This is a genomic window from Halomonas sp. KM-1, from assembly GCF_000246875.1.
GTDB lineage: Bacteria > Pseudomonadota > Gammaproteobacteria > Pseudomonadales > Halomonadaceae > Halomonas > Halomonas aerodenitrificans.
In genome coordinates this window covers 102,493-120,511 of sequence record NZ_BAEU01000127.1, presented here as the reverse complement: position 1 = coordinate 120,511, position 18,019 = coordinate 102,493, and the positions used below count along the sequence as shown (strand labels likewise).

At 55.7% G+C, this 18,019-nt stretch carries 17 protein-coding genes; 13 read left to right on the top strand and 4 right to left on the bottom strand.

Features of this window, described 5'->3' with window-relative positions; all coding sequences use genetic code 11:
• Positions 1–17 precede the first annotated feature (17 nt).
• The 3 genes from B8115_RS15490 to B8115_RS15480 are packed head-to-tail and all read left to right on the top strand — an operon-like array spanning position 18 to position 3,418.
• Positions 18–1,541: a tripartite tricarboxylate transporter permease gene (locus B8115_RS15490; protein ID WP_010628734.1), complete on the top strand. Its 1,524-nt coding sequence runs from the start codon at positions 18–20 to the stop codon at positions 1,539–1,541.
• Positions 1,542–1,583: 42 nt separating this feature from the next.
• Complete coding sequence (locus B8115_RS15485) at positions 1,584–2,258, top strand: GntR family transcriptional regulator (RefSeq protein ID WP_010628733.1); 675 nt, start codon at positions 1,584–1,586, stop codon at positions 2,256–2,258.
• Positions 2,258–3,418: an iron-containing alcohol dehydrogenase gene (locus B8115_RS15480; RefSeq protein WP_010628732.1), complete on the top strand. Its 1,161-nt coding sequence runs from the start codon at positions 2,258–2,260 to the stop codon at positions 3,416–3,418. The genes B8115_RS15485 and B8115_RS15480 overlap by 1 nt, the downstream gene beginning before the upstream one ends.
• 45 nt (positions 3,419–3,463) lie before the next feature.
• Here the strand turns inward: B8115_RS15480 and B8115_RS15475 are convergent, their stop codons facing one another.
• The 4 genes from B8115_RS15475 to leuC all read right to left on the bottom strand — a co-directional run bounded on the left by B8115_RS15475 (position 3,464) and on the right by leuC (position 7,468).
• The gene (locus B8115_RS15475) at positions 3,464–4,489 is read right to left on the bottom strand and encodes an AbrB family transcriptional regulator (protein WP_010628731.1); all 1,026 of its coding nucleotides are present in this window, start codon (positions 4,487–4,489) and stop codon (positions 3,464–3,466) included.
• Positions 4,490–4,558: 69 nt separating this feature from the next.
• Positions 4,559–5,416, bottom strand: coding sequence for an oxaloacetate decarboxylase (locus B8115_RS15470; RefSeq protein ID WP_026038160.1), 858 nt, complete (start codon positions 5,414–5,416; stop codon positions 4,559–4,561).
• Positions 5,417–5,462: 46 nt separating this feature from the next.
• A complete protein-coding gene (leuD, locus tag B8115_RS15465; protein ID WP_010628729.1) occupies positions 5,463–6,080 on the bottom strand; it encodes a 3-isopropylmalate dehydratase small subunit in 618 nt (205 codons plus the stop codon).
• A complete protein-coding gene (gene leuC / locus B8115_RS15460; RefSeq protein ID WP_010628728.1) occupies positions 6,074–7,468 on the bottom strand; it encodes a 3-isopropylmalate dehydratase large subunit in 1,395 nt (464 codons plus the stop codon). The genes leuD and leuC overlap by 7 nt, the downstream gene beginning before the upstream one ends.
• 374 nt (positions 7,469–7,842) lie before the next feature.
• Here leuC and B8115_RS15455 point away from each other — a divergent pair, with 374 nt between their 5' ends.
• The 10 genes from B8115_RS15455 to B8115_RS15415 all read left to right on the top strand — a co-directional run bounded on the left by B8115_RS15455 (position 7,843) and on the right by B8115_RS15415 (position 17,863).
• Entirely contained in the window at positions 7,843–9,021 is a 1,179-nt protein-coding gene (locus tag B8115_RS15455; RefSeq protein ID WP_083861854.1) for a TauD/TfdA family dioxygenase, read from the top strand.
• 34 nt (positions 9,022–9,055) lie between these two features.
• Positions 9,056–10,033 (top strand): TRAP transporter substrate-binding protein, encoded by a 978-nt coding sequence (locus B8115_RS15450; RefSeq protein WP_010628726.1) that lies wholly within the window; start codon positions 9,056–9,058, stop codon positions 10,031–10,033.
• Positions 10,034–10,124: 91 nt separating this feature from the next.
• Positions 10,125–10,637, top strand: coding sequence for a TRAP transporter small permease (locus B8115_RS15445; RefSeq protein WP_010628725.1), 513 nt, complete (start codon positions 10,125–10,127; stop codon positions 10,635–10,637).
• Positions 10,638–10,670: 33 nt separating this feature from the next.
• On the top strand, positions 10,671–11,981 hold the full coding sequence (locus B8115_RS15440) for a TRAP transporter large permease (RefSeq protein WP_010628724.1): 1,311 nt from the start codon (positions 10,671–10,673) through the stop codon (positions 11,979–11,981).
• 30 nt (positions 11,982–12,011) lie between these two features.
• Positions 12,012–12,644: an N-carbamoylsarcosine amidohydrolase gene (locus B8115_RS15435; protein ID WP_010628723.1), complete on the top strand. Its 633-nt coding sequence runs from the start codon at positions 12,012–12,014 to the stop codon at positions 12,642–12,644.
• Between the two features lies 1 nt (position 12,645).
• Positions 12,646–12,861, top strand: a complete 216-nt coding sequence (locus B8115_RS23365; protein WP_141638618.1) for a hypothetical protein — start codon at positions 12,646–12,648, stop codon at positions 12,859–12,861.
• Positions 12,854–14,239, top strand: coding sequence for an amidase (locus B8115_RS15430; RefSeq protein ID WP_026038159.1), 1,386 nt, complete (start codon positions 12,854–12,856; stop codon positions 14,237–14,239). Before B8115_RS23365 ends, B8115_RS15430 begins: the two co-directional genes overlap by 8 nt.
• Positions 14,240–14,484: 245 nt before the next feature.
• A complete protein-coding gene (locus B8115_RS15425) occupies positions 14,485–15,474 on the top strand; it encodes a helix-turn-helix transcriptional regulator (protein WP_051004654.1) in 990 nt (329 codons plus the stop codon).
• Between the two features lie 128 nt (positions 15,475–15,602).
• On the top strand, positions 15,603–16,985 hold the full coding sequence (locus B8115_RS15420) for a TolC family outer membrane protein (protein ID WP_141638617.1): 1,383 nt from the start codon (positions 15,603–15,605) through the stop codon (positions 16,983–16,985).
• 74 nt (positions 16,986–17,059) lie between these two features.
• Complete coding sequence (locus B8115_RS15415) at positions 17,060–17,863, top strand: SapC family protein (RefSeq protein WP_035591305.1); 804 nt, start codon at positions 17,060–17,062, stop codon at positions 17,861–17,863.
• Positions 17,864–18,019 lie beyond the last annotated feature (156 nt).

Sequence of the window (18,019 nt, the reverse complement as noted above, 5' to 3'; positions counted from 1 at the left end):
TTGGTCGGAGATTTTTTATGTTCGATGCTGCTCCTATCTTGGAGGGTCTTGGCCTTCTTGCCGATTGGAAGGTCATGTCCATTATTCTTTTAGGAGTGTTTTTCGGAATCATTACCGGTGCCATTCCTGGGTTCAGTACGCCTCTGGCCATCAGCATCATGCTGCCGCTGACTTACCCAATGAGCCCGGTTCTGGGGATAGCATTTCTCACTGCCATTTATGCGGGAGGGAATTTCGGCAGCTCCATCTCCTCGATTCTGCTGAACATACCGGGCTCTCCCCAGGCTATCGTGACAGGCTTTGACGGTAACCCAATGACGAAGCAGGGAAGAGCGAGTGAGGCACTGGGTATGGCAGTCGCCTCATCCGCCATGGGCAACCTGCTCGGTGCTTTCTTTCTGATTCTGGTCATGCCGCTTATCGTCACGGTTGCGTTGATGTTCGGTCCGCCCGAACTGTTCCTGGTGGGTGTGTTGGGGCTTACGGTTATTGCTGCGTTACATAACAGCTTTCTCAAGGCCATCATCGCGGGTGGTTTTGGGGTACTGTTGGGAACCGTAGGCATGACGTCGACCGGTGCAATTCGTGGTACCCACGGTTATTTTGAATTGATGGACGGCATTCCTGTCATACCGGCTTTGATAGGACTGATCGGTTTTTCAGAACTGTTCTATATGTTGCAGCAGCGTTACGTTACCGGTGGAAGCAAACGCAAAGGCGAAAGTGAAAAAAATCTGCATAGTCTTCTCTACGGTTTCGGTCGTGTTTTGAAGCATCCCTTGACAGTGTTAAAGTCAAGCACCATCGGTGTTATCATCGGCGCTCTGCCTGGTGCTGGTGCCACCGTGGCTAGCGTCGTAAGCTATAATGAGGCCAAGCGAAGCTCAAAGAAGCCGGAAGGATTTGGAAAGGGAGCGGAAGAGGGGTTGATCAGCGCTGAGTCGGCAAACAATGCATCCGAAGGGGGTGCTCTGGCTACCATGCTGTCCTTGGGCATTCCGGGTGGTTTAGCGACTGCGGTAATGGTAGGTGCCTTCATGCTGCAAGGGCTAATCCCCGGGCCGAGATTGTTCATCGATCACCAGGGCCTCGTATACGGGATCATGTTTGCGCAAGTCGTAGCTTCTTTCTTCCTGTTCATGGCTGGTCTGCTGGTATCGCTGTACGCAGCCAAGGTAATCAATATACCTACTATCGTTTTGATTCCCTTGATTGCTGTATTTTCAGTGGCGGGAACTTACGCTATCAGCCTGCAAATGTTCGATGTGAAGATCATGCTCGTTTTTGCAGCGTTGGGAATCTTGATGAGAAAATATGACTACCCCCTGATAGCGGTCATTCTCGGTATCATCCTCGGCCCGATACTGGATCGCCAGTTGATGAGAACCTTCCAGGGGGCGGGTGAGCTCTCCATAGGCATTTTCCTGAACCGACCTGTGAGCCTCATCCTGCTATGCATGATCTTGTTCTGCTTGGCGCCTATCGCCTTTAAGATATATCGTAATGCAAAAGAGAGTCTGGGGTATGCAAGGCGTACCTGATTGATCTATGGAATGAGAAAATATCGTGCAAGGTGGGAAAATATGGAAGTTTTAGACACAGCTAGCCCAAGATTCACTAACCTTCCCGCTCCTGAAAGGGCTTATATCATCATACGCGAAGCGATTCTTGCCGGTGAATACCAGCCCAATGACAGGCTTCGTGAAGATGAGCTGGCAAATCGGGTGGGTACCAGCAGAACACCCGTGCGAACGGCGTTGCATCGCCTCGCCCAGGATGGATTCGTGGTGTTTCATCCCAATTCCGGTGCTGCGGTGCGTGGCTGGACAAGGAAAGACGCGATAGAGATATTTCAGGTCAGGGCCTGCCTTGAAAGCTGTGCCGCCGGGCTTGCGGCGCGAAATGCCACGCCGAGGGATATCAGAGATCTCGAACTGATCTGCGAGGAAATGGAAAGCTATCGGTTGGCGCCTGAGACGGTCGAGTCTCTGTCGGTATTGAACAGAAAGTTTCATACCAAGATTCTGAAACTGGCAGACAATTCCAAGCTTGAGGAAACGGCGCTGTCTCTCATGGATATCGGCTTCTTGATTCGGTCGTATCGATTCTTCTCGGCCAAGGATGAGCAGCGCAGTTTGATACACCATCGTGATCTCGTAGCGGCCATAGCGGCAGGTGATAGTGACTGGTCCTCATCGATAATGAAGTCGCACATCATGGCAGCATGCGATCTTGTCAGGACGAGCGAGGAGGAATAATGCCAGGTTTCGTTTTCAATACTACGCGACAGCTGATCGTCGAACATGGCGCGGCTGAGCGTCTTCACGAAGTGGTGGGCAAGTTTTCGGCCGAGCGTATCTTTGTGGTCACGGACCCGGGGATTGCCGAGCTAGGATTGCTGGGGCCGGCGATAGAAAACCTCGAAAAGTATGGAGCCAAGGTCGAGCTGTTCGACGGCGTCGTGGCGGATCCTCCCGAAGCGGTTGTGCTCGAGGCGGTGGAGCGGGCCAGGCGGATGCGTGCCCAACTGGTCATCGGGTTTGGCGGCGGCAGCTCAATGGATGTTGCCAAGCTGGTGGCATGCTTTGCCCATCTGCATTGTCGCCAGTCGCTGCAGGAGGCCTATGGGGTGGGCAATCTCGAGGGCGAGAGGCTGCCACTCGTCCAGGTGCCGACGACCGCAGGTACGGGCTCCGAGGTGACGCCCATCTCCATCGTGACGACAGGCGAGACGACTAAATCGGGCATCGTCTCGCCGGTGTTGCTCCCGGATGTCGCCGTACTCGATGCCACTCTGACGGTGGGGCTGCCACGCCATGTGACGGCGGCGACGGGTATCGATGCCATGGTGCATGCGATTGAGGCCTACACGAGCAAGATTCGCAAGAATCCGATGTCAGATACGCTCGCCAGGGAGGCTCTGCGCCTACTCGTCACACATATCGATCGGGTCATGCAGGATGGCTGGGATCTGGAAGCGCGACAAGCCATGCTGCTGGGTTCCTGCTTGGCCGGGCAGGCTTTTGCCAACGCTCCGGTAGCTGCAGTACATGCCTTGGCTTACCCGCTGGGGGGCCATTACCACGTGCCCCATGGGCTATCCAACGCCTTGGTGCTTCCTGCAGTACTGCGTTTCAATGCGGTGACGGCAGCCGATCTCTACGCGGAGCTGGCTCCCATTTTCACGCAAGAAGCGCGCTCCCGCTCTAACGTGGACGATTGCGAAAGCTTTATTGCAAGCATCGAGGCCCTACTTAAAAGAAGCGGTCTGCCGCTCAGGTTGCGTGATGTCGGTGTTCTCGAGTCCTCTCTTGATGAGTTGGCGTCAGACGCCATGCAGCAGCAGCGCTTGCTCGTGAACAACCCTCGGGAAGTGACGGAGCGGGACGCTCTCGAGATCTATCGAACTGTCTATTGAGGTCACGATACGGGCGGAGGGGGTAAAACCCCAGCCCGCCGGCCGCTAGTCACTCGACTTGCTGATCATCAGTCGGAGCAGCAGAGGAAAGCTGAGGGCCATGAACATCAACCTGGCCAAATGATGGATTCCGACGAACCCTGCGTCGTGACCGACTGCGAGAGCGATCAAGGCCATGACTTCCGCACCGCCGGGGGCGTAGGCCAATAGCAGCTGGGTAAAGGGTATGTCGGCTGCCACGCTGATGGGAAAGGCGATCGCGCTGGTTGCCAACAGGGTCAACGCTACGGAAAAACACGACACGGGCAGCAGCTTGGCCATTCTGCCGAGGCTGCTGTCGGTGAAGCGTGTTCCGATCATCGCTCCGGTCAGAATGAAGATCGTTACTTTCAGGCCCGTGGGCAGCCTGCCCACTTCGAACCCACTGAGGGAAACCAGGGCCGCCCCCAAGATGGCACCCAGGAGAGCGGCAGCAGGCAGCCGACAGCGCTGACATATGGCGGCGCCCAGGCCCGCTGCGAGAACGAGCAGGGCGAGTGCCGTGTAGTGGGTACCCTGAACTTGATGAACTCTTTCGCCTACGGCTCCTTGTGCAAGTAGCGGAAAAAGCACGACGAGAAAAAGTAGTCGTATGCTCTGGATCATCGTGACTTGCGGTACATTGCAAGGGTATTGCGATGCCGTTTGCAGAATCAGCACCATGTGCCCGGGGTAGGCTGAGAGAAAACTGGTATTCCCGGAGAGCTTGGTAAGTCTGGCAAGCGTATAGGAGACGGTAAACGTGATGGTGAGCATGGCGACCATCAGCCCTGCCAGGCTGGGAAACCAGGAAGCCGCTTCGGAGAAGAATCGTGGGCTCAAGGAGCTGCCGATACTGATCCCCACTAGTACCAGGACCAATGACTGGAGCTCGCCGGGGTAATGGAGGCGAAAGCCGGCGAGGCTGGCTGCCAAGGTTGCGCCGATGGCGCCAAGCAGCCAGCCTGCAGGAAGCCCGGCAGCGCTGCCGACTAGCCCGCCCAGGCTGGCCAAAGCCAGGGTTCGGGCCGTACTCGAAATATGGGTGTCCAAACCGTGAGTCCTGAGTGGCTGGGCATGGAAATCTCACCGGGCCAATGCCCGGTGAGTCATCGGCAGAGGCTAGCCCATATAATGCTTTTCGAACTCCCAAACTTCCGGGAAGCCAATCAGCTTATTGAACTCACTGAAGCTATACAGCTGGGAAGAGTCGGTTACGTCGCCGTTTTCCTTCAAGTCCGCATAGCTCTTTTCCAGCGCCGCGGCGGTGGCCAGGAAGCCGGCGGCAGGGTGGATGGCCAGAGCGAAGCCCAGCGACTGCAGCTTTTCGGCTGACAATAATGGTGTACGACCCCCTGGTACCATGTTGGCGATCAGCGGCTTGTCGATGCGCTTGCCTATGGTTTCCATTTCCTGCTCCGACTCGGGCGATTCGATGAAGATGACGTCGGCACCCGCATCGCTGTAGGCCTGCGCGCGCTTCAATGCTTCATCGAGTCCCAATGCCGTGCGCGAGTCCGTCCGTGCAATGATCACAAGATCGTCGCTACGCCTTGCATCGCAGGCGACCTTGATCTTTTGCACCATGTCTTCCAAGGGGATGACTCGACGGTCTGGCGTATGACCGCATTTCTTCGGGAATTCCTGGTCTTCCAGTTGAACGGCGGATGCCCCGGCTTCCTCATAGCCTCGTACGGTATGATGAACGTTGAGCAGGCCGCCATAGCCGGTGTCGGCATCGGCGATTATGGGGGTGTCGGTCATTTTCGCCATGGTGGCGATTCTGCCGACCATGTCGCTGTAAGTGGCAATGCCGGCGTCGGGTAGGCCCAGGTGAGAGGCAACCGTGCCATAACCCGTCACGTAGAGAGCCTTGAAGCCCATGCGATCGGCTATCAGGGCTGAAATCATATCATAGATGCCTGGTGCAACGACGATTTCGCCAGAGTTAAGCTGTTCTTTAAGTGACTTGGCTGTCATTTTTTACTTCTCCTTTGTATATACCAATTGTTCACCTTCGGCACCCTCATGATGCTGGTGGTGTTGCGACCCATGGGTTGGCGTTGATGTGGTGTGTTTCGAATTCTTTGATTTTATCTAGCAGACGATAAGTCATTTGAATTTCCGACTCGCCTTTTAATAGAGCTTCTTTTCGATAAGCATCGATTTCAAAGGGGTAACGTAAATCTGAGCTGTTGATGATGCTTTGCTGAGGCAAGTCAACGGTCAATATTTGGGGTTGACCTTCTTCTTGCATCAGAGACTGGATGCTTTGCTCATCCAGGCGAATCACTAGCAGACCGTTCTTCAGGCTATTATTGAAAAAAATATCGCCAAAATCCGGAGCAATGACGACACGAAAGCCATAATCGAGAAGTGCCCATACTGCGTGCTCGCGTGATGAACCACATCCGAAGTTTCTCCCGGCAATGAGAATAGTCGACTCTGCCTGGGTGGGGTCATTGAGGGGAAAACCTACTTTCGGCTTGCCATCAGGCGTAAAGCGCAGATCATGAAAGAGTTGATCCTCGTATCCGGCTTCACGGGGCCGATGTAGATATCGCGCCGGTATGATTTGGTCGGTGTCGATGTTTTCCCAAGGCAGGCTCAGAGCCTGTCCACGGTGAGTGGTAAAAGCTAGCATTTGGTGCCCTCCAGCTCCCTGACGTCGGTGAGGTGACCGGTAATGGCAGCGGCGGCGGCCATTGCTGGGCTCATGAGATGCGTACGACTTCCCGGGCCTTGGCGGCCAGCGAAGTTGCGATTGGAGGTGGATGCGCAACGAGCACCGCTTGGTACCGAATCGCCGTTCATGGCAACGCACATGGAGCAACCAGGCTCACGCCACTCGAAACCTGCCTGGTGAAAGATTTCGTGCAATCCTTCTTTTTCTGCTTGCTGACGGACTTGCTGAGAACCGGGCACGACGATAGTAGGCACTTTGGCTCTGCCAAGCTTTGCAATTTTCGCGGCTTCACGAAGGTCTTCCAGGCGGCTATTGGTGCAGGAGCCGATGAATACCCGGTCGACTTTCAGAGAAGTGAGTTTCGCACCCGGCTCGAGACCCATGTACTCGATGGTGGCTTGGTATTGCTCCATCTTGCTTGTCTCGATGTCTCCAAGGTCCGGAATGTGACCGGTAATGGGCAGGGCCGTTTCCGGGGAATTTCCCCAGGTTACCGTGGGGGCAATCGAGCGGGCATCTATGGCAACTTCCTTGTCATGATGGGCATCGTCATCGCTCTTGAGGCCTCGCCATGCTTCTACGGCACGTTCGAAAAGCTCTCCTTGTGGCGCAAAGGGCTTGCCCTTCAAATATGCAAACGTGGTTTCATCGGGTGCAATCATGCCGCCCCGAGCGCCGGCCTCTATCGACATGTTACATAGCGTAAGACGTGACTCCATCGACAGGTTGTCTATGGCCTCACCCGCATATTCAATGACATACCCGGCACCACCATTGGCACCGATGGTTCTGATGATGGTGAGGATCAGGTCTTTTGCCGTGACATGCACTCCCAGCTCTCCATCGATGCGGATCCGCATTGTCTTGGGGCGCTGCTGCCAAAGCGTCTGTGTGGCCAGTACATGAGCGACCTCAGAGGCACCGATGCCAAATGCCAGTGCGCCTAATGCGCCGTGGGTGGAGGTATGGCTATCGCCGCAAACGAGCAGAGTGCCTGGCAGGGTCAGCCCCAGCTCGGGACCCGCTACGTGTACGATCCCCTGGCGCTCATCATTCGCTCCGAAGGAGGTGATTCCCTGCTCGCGAGCATTTTCTGCCAGTGTCGTCACCATGGCGTCATGCACGGGATCGCGATCAGGGTCGTCATGAGTGGCAATGTAATGGTCGGCCATACCGAACGTAAGGTCGGGCCTTCTTACCTTCTGTCCCTCGCTCTTGAGCTGGTCGAATGCTTGCGCTGTGGCGTCGTGAACTAGGTGGCGGTCGATGAAAAGGAGTGCAGTGCCATTGTCTCGTTCGCTGATGACATGCGACTCCCATATCTTGTCGAAAAGTGTTCTTCCCATCGCTGCGTGCCTCGCTGTCGTTGGCCTCGCTGTCGTTGTTAGCCATCGCTGGGCGTGTGATGCCAGCTAGAGTATACATATACTACATATCGTATCCAATCAAGCGCTGTGAGGGTTGTTTCCCATGTCGGGGCGATGCGCCGGCTATTGATGTTGCTGCTGAGTCCGTTAGGCGGGTGCAACATGCGGGTGAGCATAAGCTATTGATATAAAGCGATTAAAATTTCAATTCTGACAGTTGGTGCGGCCTTTCTTTCGGATCGTCAAATTTTTTCCGCTCGTACGAAGGGGCTGGGATTTGACAAAACGTATCCAATGAGCAAGGCTGAGATTCGCCAGTATACAGACAAGAATCTATCAACTGGAGATGAGACATGGCACAGCACGGATCAGGGCCTGAAATTTGGGAAAAAGGTTTCTCAAACAAAAGCTTGAACTCTTCCGGAGGAACTGGGCCATGTGCCGGTGGCGTTGTCGGCCCCACGCCGAGGGCTTGGAAAAGCCAGGAGGTGGTAGATGCTGAGGACGCCTGGGTCAGGGTGTTGTCGCAGGAGGAGCGTGAAGGGCTGCTCGGGGGCTTGGCGGCTTTTGAAAATGCCGGTAAGCCGCTGCTGGCAACCTGTGCCCGAGACTTCCCATTCGGCAACCTCGATCGCTTGCTTGCCGATGTAAAAGAGGCGGTCTCGCATGGGTTGGGCTTTGTCGTTCTGCGTGGGTTGCCTATTGAGTCGTTGTCCGTTGAACGTATCCGGGCGCTGTACTGGGGCTTGTGCAACCACTTGGGAGTACTTCGGCCGCAGGGAGTGAATAGCGACTTGCTCGGCGACGTGCGTGATGCCGGCGGGAATTACCGCTCTGCGAGCGGGAGGGGCTACAACACAAACGCGCGTCTCGACTACCACACAGACATGGCGGATCTGGTCGGCTTGCTTTGTATCAATGCTGCCAAAAGCGGCGGAGAAAGCCGTATTGCTTGCTCGATAGCGGTGAGAGACGAGATTGCCTCTACATCTCCGGAGCTTTTTGAAGCCCTCTACAAGGATATTTATTACTCTCGCAAAGGTGAGGAGAGTTCCGACGAACCGCCATATTATGCGGCTCCTATATTTTCTGAGCGAGATGGCGAGTTCTGTTGTCGGTACGTTCGCAACCACATTCGCTATGCCCATGAGTTCGATGGCGTTCCCCAGCCTGATGCCACTCAGACTGAAGCGATGGATATGCTGGATAGGCTTGTTGCATCTGATGATTTTACTTTAGAGATGGTGTTGGAGCCGGGGGATATGCAAATTCTTAACAACCATGTGATCTTGCACTCGAGAACTGATTTTATCGATTTTGAGGAGGAGGAAAAGAAACGCCATTTGTTGAGATCGTGGATTTCGACCCCGTACAGTCAGCCGCTCTCTTCCGCGCTTGAAGCAGCCTACCACGATGTTGCCGCGGGTGCCGTGCGTGGCGGAATCGTTGGCAAGAAATTCGATGGAGCAAAAAGAGAGTACACGAAGCAGGCGGCTGAGTTTCACGGCATGCCCTATCTGATACCAGCCTGAAGCATAAAAAAGTAACTTGTCCCGGGAGATAACAATGAAAAAATTGTCTATTGTTGCCGCAGTATCCGTCGCCGTTGGCTTGAGTGGTGTAGCAACGGCACAAGCCAATAGCTACCAAATGCTCGTTCCCTTTCCGACCAATCATGCCCTGAACGACATTGCTCACCTGTTTGTCGAAATGGTCGATGAGAAGTTCGATGGTCGTTATCAGATACGCCTGGTTGGCGAGGACGCAATCCCCGGGTTCGAGCAATTCGACCCGGTGAGCTCCGGTGTTTTCCCGATGGCGCTCTCGACTGGACCGTATCATACCGGAGTCACTGGCGTGGGGCTGGCTGCCGACGCCATTGATGCGGACCCGCAAGCGCGCCGGGAGTCAGGCATTTGGGAGGCCTATCAGGACTACTACCTGACACACAATGTTCGGATGATCTCGTTTCCCTCCGCCAATCCTGGTTACCATTTCATGTTGACCGATCCTATCGGGGATGATGGTGGGTTTGAAGGCCGTATCATTCGTGGCACGCTGACCTACCATGGCCCCATCCGTGCCTTTGGCGGATCCCCAGCTGTGATGCCTGTCTCGGAAATTTATACCGCTGCAGAACGTGGTGTGATCGAGGGTGCTGGTCACAATATTTTCGGTAATTACCAAATTGGACTGCACGAAGTACTGCCCTACCTGGTTCGTCCCGGCTTCGGGGTAACCAGCTTGATGGTAGTCTTCAATGAAGACTACTGGGCAGAAATTCCCGAAGAGGACCAGGCGACGTTTTTGGAAATTGGGCGTGAGTTGGAGGATGTCTCGCTTGCTCATTACGACGGCCTCATCGCTGAAGAAACGGAGTTGATGGAGGGGGTGGGTGCAGAGCTCACTTACCTGGGTGAGGAGCAGCAGCAAATGCTCGATCAGGCATTTGCAGATGGCTTATGGGAAGAGGCTATTCGTATTTCGGGAGAGCCTGCAGAAAGCATGCGCGAACTCGCCCGTGAGGCTGGCCTTACCCCCTGAAAGTCAAACCACGAAAGGAGTTAATCGTCACTGGCCGCCTGATGCGTGGCCAGTGACGATTTAGAGTCAAGCATCAGAGGGCTGAGGTGAAATGAATAAAATATACTCTGGCCTTGGCAAGACGCACGATGCGATAACGGATATAGGCTACTGGCTTGGTGTGCTGGCCTTGTTTGCTATCTTGCTCATGTTTTGCTATGAAATTACGGCGCGTTATTTTTTTCGTAGCCCTACTCAGTGGATCAACGATTTTACAGGGTATTTTCTGCTCTTTTCGACCTTTCTTTTGGCCCCGAGGTTGACGCGGGAGCGGGCCCATATTGAGATAACCTTCATTAAAGATGCCTTGTCGGATAGGGCTAGGGGCTTTTTCAATTCACTGTTGTTTTTACTGGCCACCATAGCTTGTATATGGGCAGGTTGGTATGCCTTCGAGGAAGCCATGCGCCAATATGATCGTGGTATCAGAACCATGGCGGTGATGTCGGTTCCCAGGTGGTGGATGAGCGCTGTTATCTCGTATGGCCTGATGAGTTCAGGGGTATATTTCTTTCGAGCTAGTGTCATGGAGTTGAAGAGCTCTTTGGCGAGTCGAGATCTTTGAGGCCTTATAAAAAATTCAACAAAGGAGGTAAGTATGGAATGGCTACAGATCTTGCTTGCAGGTTTGGGGATTCTTCTCTTCCTGTTTGTGCTCGGCGTTCCCGTATTTGTGGCATTTCTATTCACAAATCTGGTTGGAGCAATGTACTTCTTCGGCGGGCGTGGGTTCAGTATATTTACCAACAGCATTTACGATACGCTTGCTTCTTCGTCTCTTGCTACCATAGCACTTTTTATTTTAATGGGTGAGGTCTTGTTCCGTTCGGGAGCTACCGATGCCGTCTTTCGCTCGACCGATACGCTGATTGGGCGTGTGAAGGGTCGCGATTTTGTTCTTTCAGCTGCACTGGGAACGATCTTTGGGGCTCTGTCCGGGGCTGCTATGGGGGTCGTGGCGATGCTGGGGCGATCCCTTCTTCCGCAGATGCTTGCCAGGGGTAGCGACCGACGACTATCTATCGGGGCCATTCTGGGTGGGGCAAACCTGGCGCCTATCATACCGCCTAGCGTGCTTATCATTGTCATCGGCATGTTGGCCAATATCTCGATATCACGCTTTCTCATTGCAGGTATAATACCTGGGCTCATCATCGCTTGCCTGATTCTCTTGTATACGTCCGTCCGCATTGCAATCAACCCTGGATTGGCTGGCCAGGCTTCCCAGCATGATGTGCCCGTAAGGAGTTTCAAGGATAAGGTTGTTGCCGTCATTCAATTGCTACCTTTCTCGGTCATTATTTTCTTCGTGATGGGATTCATTCTGCTGGGGATCGCCACTCCTTCAGAGTCGGCAGCTTCCGGAGTGGTAGGGGCTCTACTTGCGGCTGCTTATTACAAGAAACTTTCCATTAGAATGATTCTTGAATCTGTGCAGTCTGCTGCTGCAGTTTCGGCCGTCATATTGATCATCATGGCCAGTTCAAAGCTGTTCAGCCAGTTGCTTTCTTTGAGTGGTGCAACATCTGCCATAGCCCAACTCTCCGTTGCGACTTCTCTGGATCCGCTTGTCATGCTGTTTATCATGATGTTGATACCATTCATTTTCTGTATGTTCATGGACCAATTAGCGATTAGTATCGTCATTATTCCCATCTATGCGCCTGTCATAGCCGCGTTGGGATTCGATCCGCTGTGGTTCTGGGTTCTGTTTCTCATCAATGTGACTATAGGAGGTTTTTCTCCACCGTTTGGCTATGTTCTATTTGCTTTCAAGGCGGCGGCACCTGAACTAAAAGTGAGTGACCTCTATGCTGCCGCCTGGCCTTTTGTGGGTGTCTTTATTCTGGCCATGGTGATCATTGCCATGTTCCCCGCCTTGGTGACTTGGTTGCCGGGCATGTTGTGATAAGCATGTTATGATCAACGGAGAAGAAAAATGACGAACGACAATCTTCAGGAAAATTACCGCGACACCTTCAATGGTTCGACCGGTTTCGGTAATGCTTCGGCTGTACTGGCAATAGACTTCATGAAGGCTTATACACTTCCTGATAGTGGGCTGTATGCGGAAGGTGTCGTCGAGGCGGTCAAGCATGCGGAGACATTATATAAATGTGCGCGTCGATGCGAAATTCCAGTCATCCATACCCGTGTTGTCTTTTCGGAGGATGGGGCTGATGGCGGAGTGTTCATAAAGAAATTGCCTGTTCTCCGCCAGATGACGGAGAGCAGTGTTTATTCGCAATTCGATGAAAAGGTCTTGCCTGCTCAAGGCGAGACTGTCTTGCGAAAACAATATCCAAGCGCCTTTTTTGGTACGCCTCTTGTTTCGATTCTCGTTGCTCAGGGGATCGATACGGTTGTCATTACCGGTTGCTCAACGAGCGGATGCGTTCGTGCCTCCGTGGTCGACGCCATCTCATATGGGTTTCGTGTGGTCGTTCCTCGTGAGTGCGTGGGAGACAGGCATCAGAATCCACATGAGGCAAATCTGTTCGATATTCATGCCAAGTATGGCGATGTCATGAGCATGAGTGAGGTGATGCGATACTTCGAGGAGCGAAAATGACATGCTCTATAGCGATTATGTCGAACGAAATTTCATGCTCCTGACCGGAGTTGAGCCTCGAAAGGGCGATGTCGAGCGGACTTCTGAAGTACTTGCTCGGGTGCTTGGCGCTATCGATTATTCCTGTTGCTCAGTGGCTGGTGAAGATGCTGAGGAAGCAGGGGATTTCGATCGTTTGATAGAAGAGTCCAAGGTTCATGGGGGCCGCAATGAATGATCCGATGAAGTGGACATTGAAGGAGGCCGCCACAGCCGTTTTGAAAAGAAGAATCGGGTGTGTCGAACTCGTCTCGGCGAGCCTCGAGGCGGCTCGCCGCATCAATCGGGTAACGAACTGCTTCACTCGCATAGAGGAAGAGTTTGCCTTGAGTTCGGCACGAGCGGCAGATTGCCGTTCTGCTCATGGAAAAGTCCCTATGGCGGGTATCCCATTGGCCCACAAGGACATGTTTCATCGCAAGGGTATGCCTTGCTCTTATGGGTCGTCACCTGAGCTGGCCCAAGTGCCGAAAGCGACATCTCACCTGCTTGCTGCGCTTGACCGCTCGGGAGCGGTGCAGATTGGTAGCCTCCACATGTCTGAGTTCGCTTTTGGCGCGACGGGACATAACGATCATTTCGGCCCTTGTCGCAATCCTTGGAATTCGGCGTATATCTCAGGAGGTTCATCCGGTGGCTCCGGGGTTGCTGTCGCTGCAGGTGCCGTTTTTGCAGCATTGGGCTCCGATACGGGAGGCTCGATTCGCATACCGGCTGCCGCTTGTGGTGCCGTTGGCCTGAAACCGACGCATGCATTACTGAGCAGTGATGGCGCCATGCCGATGTCGCGTTCGCTCGACTGCTTCGGGCCGATTGGCCGCACGGCAGAGGATGTCGCGTTGATGATGGACTGCCTTGCATCGGCGGGGGAAGGAGAGGCTGCACGCTTTTCCTGTCGTTTGGAAAGCGATGTCAAAGGTCTGCGCGTCGGCATCCCTGAGAATTACTACTATGACGATATAGACCCTGTGATCGAGTCGCTGATGGAAGCAAGCCTGTTGCGGCTCGAACGGCTCGGCTGCAAGCTGGTCAAGGTCAAGGTGCCCGATCATCAGGAACTCACCAGTTTGTCCTACATCATTCTGGGGGCTGAATCTGCCACCTATCATGCGGAGCGCTTCGCCAGGCACGAGGCAAGTTACGGCCAGCAGACACGGGCCCGGTTATTACACGGCTTCTTCATTCCCGCAGCGGCTTACGTTCAGGCAAAGCAGCTCAGGGGCCTCTATTTCAAGCGATTCATGAAAGACGTGATGAGCCAATGCGACGTTCTGCATACCCCTGTGTTTCGGCGGCCAACCCCGACGCTGGAAGAGACGGACCTTGGGCATTCGCTCGAATCGACAAGAATGATTTCGGATTTGAGTCATTGCACCCGGTTGACGAATTACCTCGGGCTCCCGGCAGTGTCTCTACCGTGTGGATTTTGCCCCAACGACCTTCCGGTCGGCTTTCAGCTCATTGGCAGGCCTTTCGATGAGCCGACGCTGCTGGGCTTGGCTCACGCTCATGAAAAGGTATCTGGCATACGTAATCTCGTTGCCCAGGTTGCCTGAACCGCAGGCGCCATCCCCGGTGATCTGGCGATCTGGTGGGTGGCGATGGGACGATGGGCAAGAGTTTTGTAACAAAGCGTTTACTTGACCGCGGTCATGTCTATAATAGCTAAGACCTAAGAAAACTAGGTCGCTCAGCTCATAACAATGATGACAAATGCTGGTTGGGTGCGTGGTAAGTGTCGCTCAAGCGTCACGTTTGCCTGATACCTTCGGCTGGCTTCCTGACGGTGAACAAGCTGACCATGGCCCTGATCTCATTTGCCAGTAGAGAGTACTCCGAGCGCGAGCGTCTCGATGCGGCACGCGAATTCTATGCGGCCGTTGCCAACGTCGAGTTGGCGGTCCCCCATGGGCAGCCCCCCGAGATCGAGGCGCGTATCCGGCTGCTGCCGGGCGTTTCCATTGCCAGCGTCGAATGTTCCCCTCTGATTGCCCAGCGTGAGCTGACGAACCTTGCCGACGGCAATGACGATCTCTCTTTTCTGCTGAACCCCTCGGGGCAGGGCGGCTGGACCTCTTCTCAACCCAGGCTGGGTGAGGCGACCTGCCGCGCCGGAGAAGGGTGTCTGGGGTTCAACGAGCTTCCTGGCCAGGTCGCTTTCCATGGCTCGCGGGCACGCTTTCTCAGCATCGGTTTTTCACGCCAACTATTGTCTCCGCTGCTGAACCAGGACATGCGGCCCGCAGTGAACAAGGTGTTGCGTTGCGAGCCGCTGGGTCACCTGGCCCAATTGGCGCTGGCGCTTACCACGGGCAGGGCGCCACAGGCCGAGCAGGATCCTGTCGTGCTGACCGAACAGATGACCGATTTGGCGGTGCTGTGCCTTGGGGCGACGCCGGAGGCAGACCGCCGTGCCCGAGGCCGTGGCCTGCGTGAGGCGAGGCTGCGTGCTATCAAGGCCGATATGTTCGCTCTTGCCGGCCGTGGTGATCTCACGCTGACCGACGTGGCCAAACGGCACGGTGTTTCACCAGGCTACCTGCGGGCGCTTTTCCGGCATGAGCACACCACCTTCACCGATTACCTGTTGACGCTGCGCTTGCAGTTGGCGTGGCGGCGGCTGACGGATCCGCGCTTTGCGCAACGAGCCGTCAGCGAGATCGCTTTTGCTTCCGGCTTCAACAACCTTTCCTGGTTCTATCGGGCCTTCAAGCAGCAGTTCGACACGACGCCCACCGAGGCGCGTGCCGAGGCTGGCGCTGATGCCTCTGCTATGAGGGTGAGTGTTTAGGCGTCGATGTGACGCTGAGTGGAAGATAAGAAAAAAGTGTGCTGATAGGCTCATGCCAAAGCAGCAAGCATAAGTAAAACGATAATGCGACGTGGCTGTGACCGCGTCGAGTGCGCAGTAGGAGCAACATGACAATGAAGGTACGCGGGACCCTTCCCCTTCGGCGCCTGGCCGTGGTGCTTGGCTTCGGCTTGATGTCGCCTCTGGCGATGGGCAGCAGCCTATTGCAGCTGCATGAATTGGCCACCAGCAACGACCCTCAGTTCCAGGCCGATTTCTACGGTAAGCAGGCCACCGATGAGCGCTATTACCAGGCGCGTTCGGCGCTGTTGCCGCAGGTCAGCGTCAATGCCAGCCGCAGCGAGATCACTCAGGACATCGTCAGCTCCGACAACGAAGTCTTCGACAGCGGCAGCACCTCCTATCCCACCACCGTATACGGTGTTTCCATCGAGCAGTCGCTGTACGACTACTCACGCTGGGCGGCCTTCAGCCAGGCCAAGCAGGAGATCCAGCAGGCGGCCTCCGAGCTCGAGGCGGCGCGTCAGGATCTCTACTTGCGCGTGGCCGAGCGCTACTTCACGGCCTTGGCGCTGCACGAGAACCTGAGCTTCCTGCGCGCCGAGAAACAGCAGGTGGGCACCAACCGCGACCAGGTTCGTGCACGCCACGAGGATGGCCTGGCTCGTGAGATCGATCTGCTCGATGCCGAGGCGCGTTTTCTGCAGGTGGAGGCCCGCGAGCTCGACGTCGAGAACCGCCTGCGCGATGCACTGAACGCGCTGGAAGAGGTTACCGGCTTGCTGCCCAGCCGCCTGCGTCTGGTCAACGACAACCTGCAACTGGAGCGCCCCCAGCCGGATTCACCGGATGCCTGGACCGAGCTGGCCCTGCAGCGCAACCCGCGCCTGCAGGCTGCCAGCCTGGCGGTGGACGTGGCCATGCAGAACGTGAGGGTGCTGCGCGGCGGTCACTTTCCCACCCTGGGCCTGAGCCTGAACTACGAGAACGACGATACCGAAGGGTCGCTGTTCGGCGGTGGCAGCCAGGTCGAGACCCAGACCATCCGCCTGGGTCTGAACGTGCCCGTTTACAGCGGTGGCATGGTCTCTTCCCAGGTGCGTGAGGGCGAGCAACTCATCGAGGCCGGTCGGGCGCGTCAGGAGCAGGTGCGCCGTGAATTGCAGCGCAACGTGCGGGCCGGCTATCAGGGCATCGTCACTGCCATGGCACGCGAGCGAGCGCTGCGTGAGTCGCTGCGTGCCAATGAGCGTATCGCCGAAAGCCGTCAGGTGGGATTCGAGTCGGGCGTGATTCCTCTGCTCGACCTGCTCGATGCCGAGCGTGACCTGTTCTTTGCCCGTAGCGAGCTGGCCAGTGCCCGCTACGACTACCTGATCAGCGTGCTGCGCCTGAAGCATGCGGCGGGTGTGATCAACAGGGAGGATCTCGCCGAGATCGATGCCCTGATGAGTCAAGAAGTGGATCTGGTGGCCTTCAGCCGCCTGTAAGCGCTGCCTGCGCGACAACGGCTCCCGACCGCCTGGTGGGGAGCGACGACAAGATGCAATGCAAGGAGGCCAACTTGGCTACTCAACTCCTGATCTATCGCAACGTGCAGCCGATCACCCGTGACAAGCACGGTGAGCTGTCTCTCAAGGTCGGCAAGGATTTCGGTTTTGCCGGTCAGGTCAATTCGGTGCCGCTGATGGCCGCTGAGTTTCCTGCGGCGGCAAGCGACCTGCCGATCGTGTTCACCGATGCCGAGGGTAGCGTGCTGCCGGTAGCGGTGCTTGGCATCGACCAGGACTCGAACCTGATGGTGGACGGCGAAGGCCAATGGCGTGGCGAGTACGTGCCGGCCTTCCTGCGTCGTTATCCCTTCGTGTTCGCCTCCAGTGAGGATGGCAAGACGTTCACCCTGTGCATCGATGAAGACTACGAAGGCCTGAATGCCGAGGGCCGCGGCGAGCGCTTCTTCGACAGCGACGGCGAGCAGACCCAGTACATGGCCAAGGTGCTCGACTTCCTGCAGGACTATCAGGCGCACTTCCAGCGTACCCGCACCTTCTGTGCGCGGCTGGCCGAGCTCGACCTGCTGGAGGCGGTGGAAGCCCAGATCAGCCTGCCCGAAGGCGGCAAGCGCACGCTGACCGGCTTCAAGGCGGTGAATCGCCAGAAGCTCAAGGCACTGCCGGAAGATGCCTTGAAGAGCATGCTGGCCACCGATGAGCTGGAACTGCTCTACGTGCACCTGCAGTCGATGCGTAACTTCAATCGTCTGAGCCGCTTGGCGCGCGGCGGTTCCCGCGTGGGAGCACTGAGCAAGGGCGATCCCGCCGATGAGGCGGTAAGCCAGAGCGATACCGACGAGAAACCGGTGCATTGATGCCGATGGCGGCTCGCGTGCGATACGCGAGCCGCCTCTAGCAGGCGCCATGTGAGGCGCTATGCGAAAGAGGTGTGCCGCGCGTCGGCATGAGTGGCAGCCCGTTTTCGCATAGCGGTTTGACTACGTAGCGGAAAAAAAGAAGAACCAGGAGCA

What these genes read in the sequence shown, in the direction of transcription:
- B8115_RS15490 (WP_010628734.1), top strand. Translation starts at nt 18, where the DNA reads ATGTTCGATGCTGCTCCTATCTTGGAGGGTCTTGGCCTTCTTGCCGAT.
- B8115_RS15485 (WP_010628733.1), top strand. Translation starts at nt 1,584, where the DNA reads ATGGAAGTTTTAGACACAGCTAGCCCAAGATTCACTAACCTTCCCGCT.
- B8115_RS15480 (WP_010628732.1), top strand. Translation starts at nt 2,258, where the DNA reads ATGCCAGGTTTCGTTTTCAATACTACGCGACAGCTGATCGTCGAACAT.
- B8115_RS15470 (WP_026038160.1), bottom strand. Translation starts at nt 5,416, where the DNA reads ATGACAGCCAAGTCACTTAAAGAACAGCTTAACTCTGGCGAAATCGTC.
- leuD (WP_010628729.1), bottom strand. Translation starts at nt 6,080, where the DNA reads ATGCTAGCTTTTACCACTCACCGTGGACAGGCTCTGAGCCTGCCTTGG.
- leuC (WP_010628728.1), bottom strand. Translation starts at nt 7,468, where the DNA reads ATGGGAAGAACACTTTTCGACAAGATATGGGAGTCGCATGTCATCAGC.
- B8115_RS15455 (WP_083861854.1), top strand. Translation starts at nt 7,843, where the DNA reads ATGGCACAGCACGGATCAGGGCCTGAAATTTGGGAAAAAGGTTTCTCA.
- B8115_RS15450 (WP_010628726.1), top strand. Translation starts at nt 9,056, where the DNA reads ATGAAAAAATTGTCTATTGTTGCCGCAGTATCCGTCGCCGTTGGCTTG.
- B8115_RS15445 (WP_010628725.1), top strand. Translation starts at nt 10,125, where the DNA reads ATGAATAAAATATACTCTGGCCTTGGCAAGACGCACGATGCGATAACG.
- B8115_RS15440 (WP_010628724.1), top strand. Translation starts at nt 10,671, where the DNA reads ATGGAATGGCTACAGATCTTGCTTGCAGGTTTGGGGATTCTTCTCTTC.
- B8115_RS15435 (WP_010628723.1), top strand. Translation starts at nt 12,012, where the DNA reads ATGACGAACGACAATCTTCAGGAAAATTACCGCGACACCTTCAATGGT.
- B8115_RS23365 (WP_141638618.1), top strand. Translation starts at nt 12,646, where the DNA reads ATGCTCTATAGCGATTATGTCGAACGAAATTTCATGCTCCTGACCGGA.
- B8115_RS15430 (WP_026038159.1), top strand. Translation starts at nt 12,854, where the DNA reads ATGAATGATCCGATGAAGTGGACATTGAAGGAGGCCGCCACAGCCGTT.
- B8115_RS15425 (WP_051004654.1), top strand. Translation starts at nt 14,485, where the DNA reads ATGGCCCTGATCTCATTTGCCAGTAGAGAGTACTCCGAGCGCGAGCGT.
- B8115_RS15420 (WP_141638617.1), top strand. Translation starts at nt 15,603, where the DNA reads ATGACAATGAAGGTACGCGGGACCCTTCCCCTTCGGCGCCTGGCCGTG.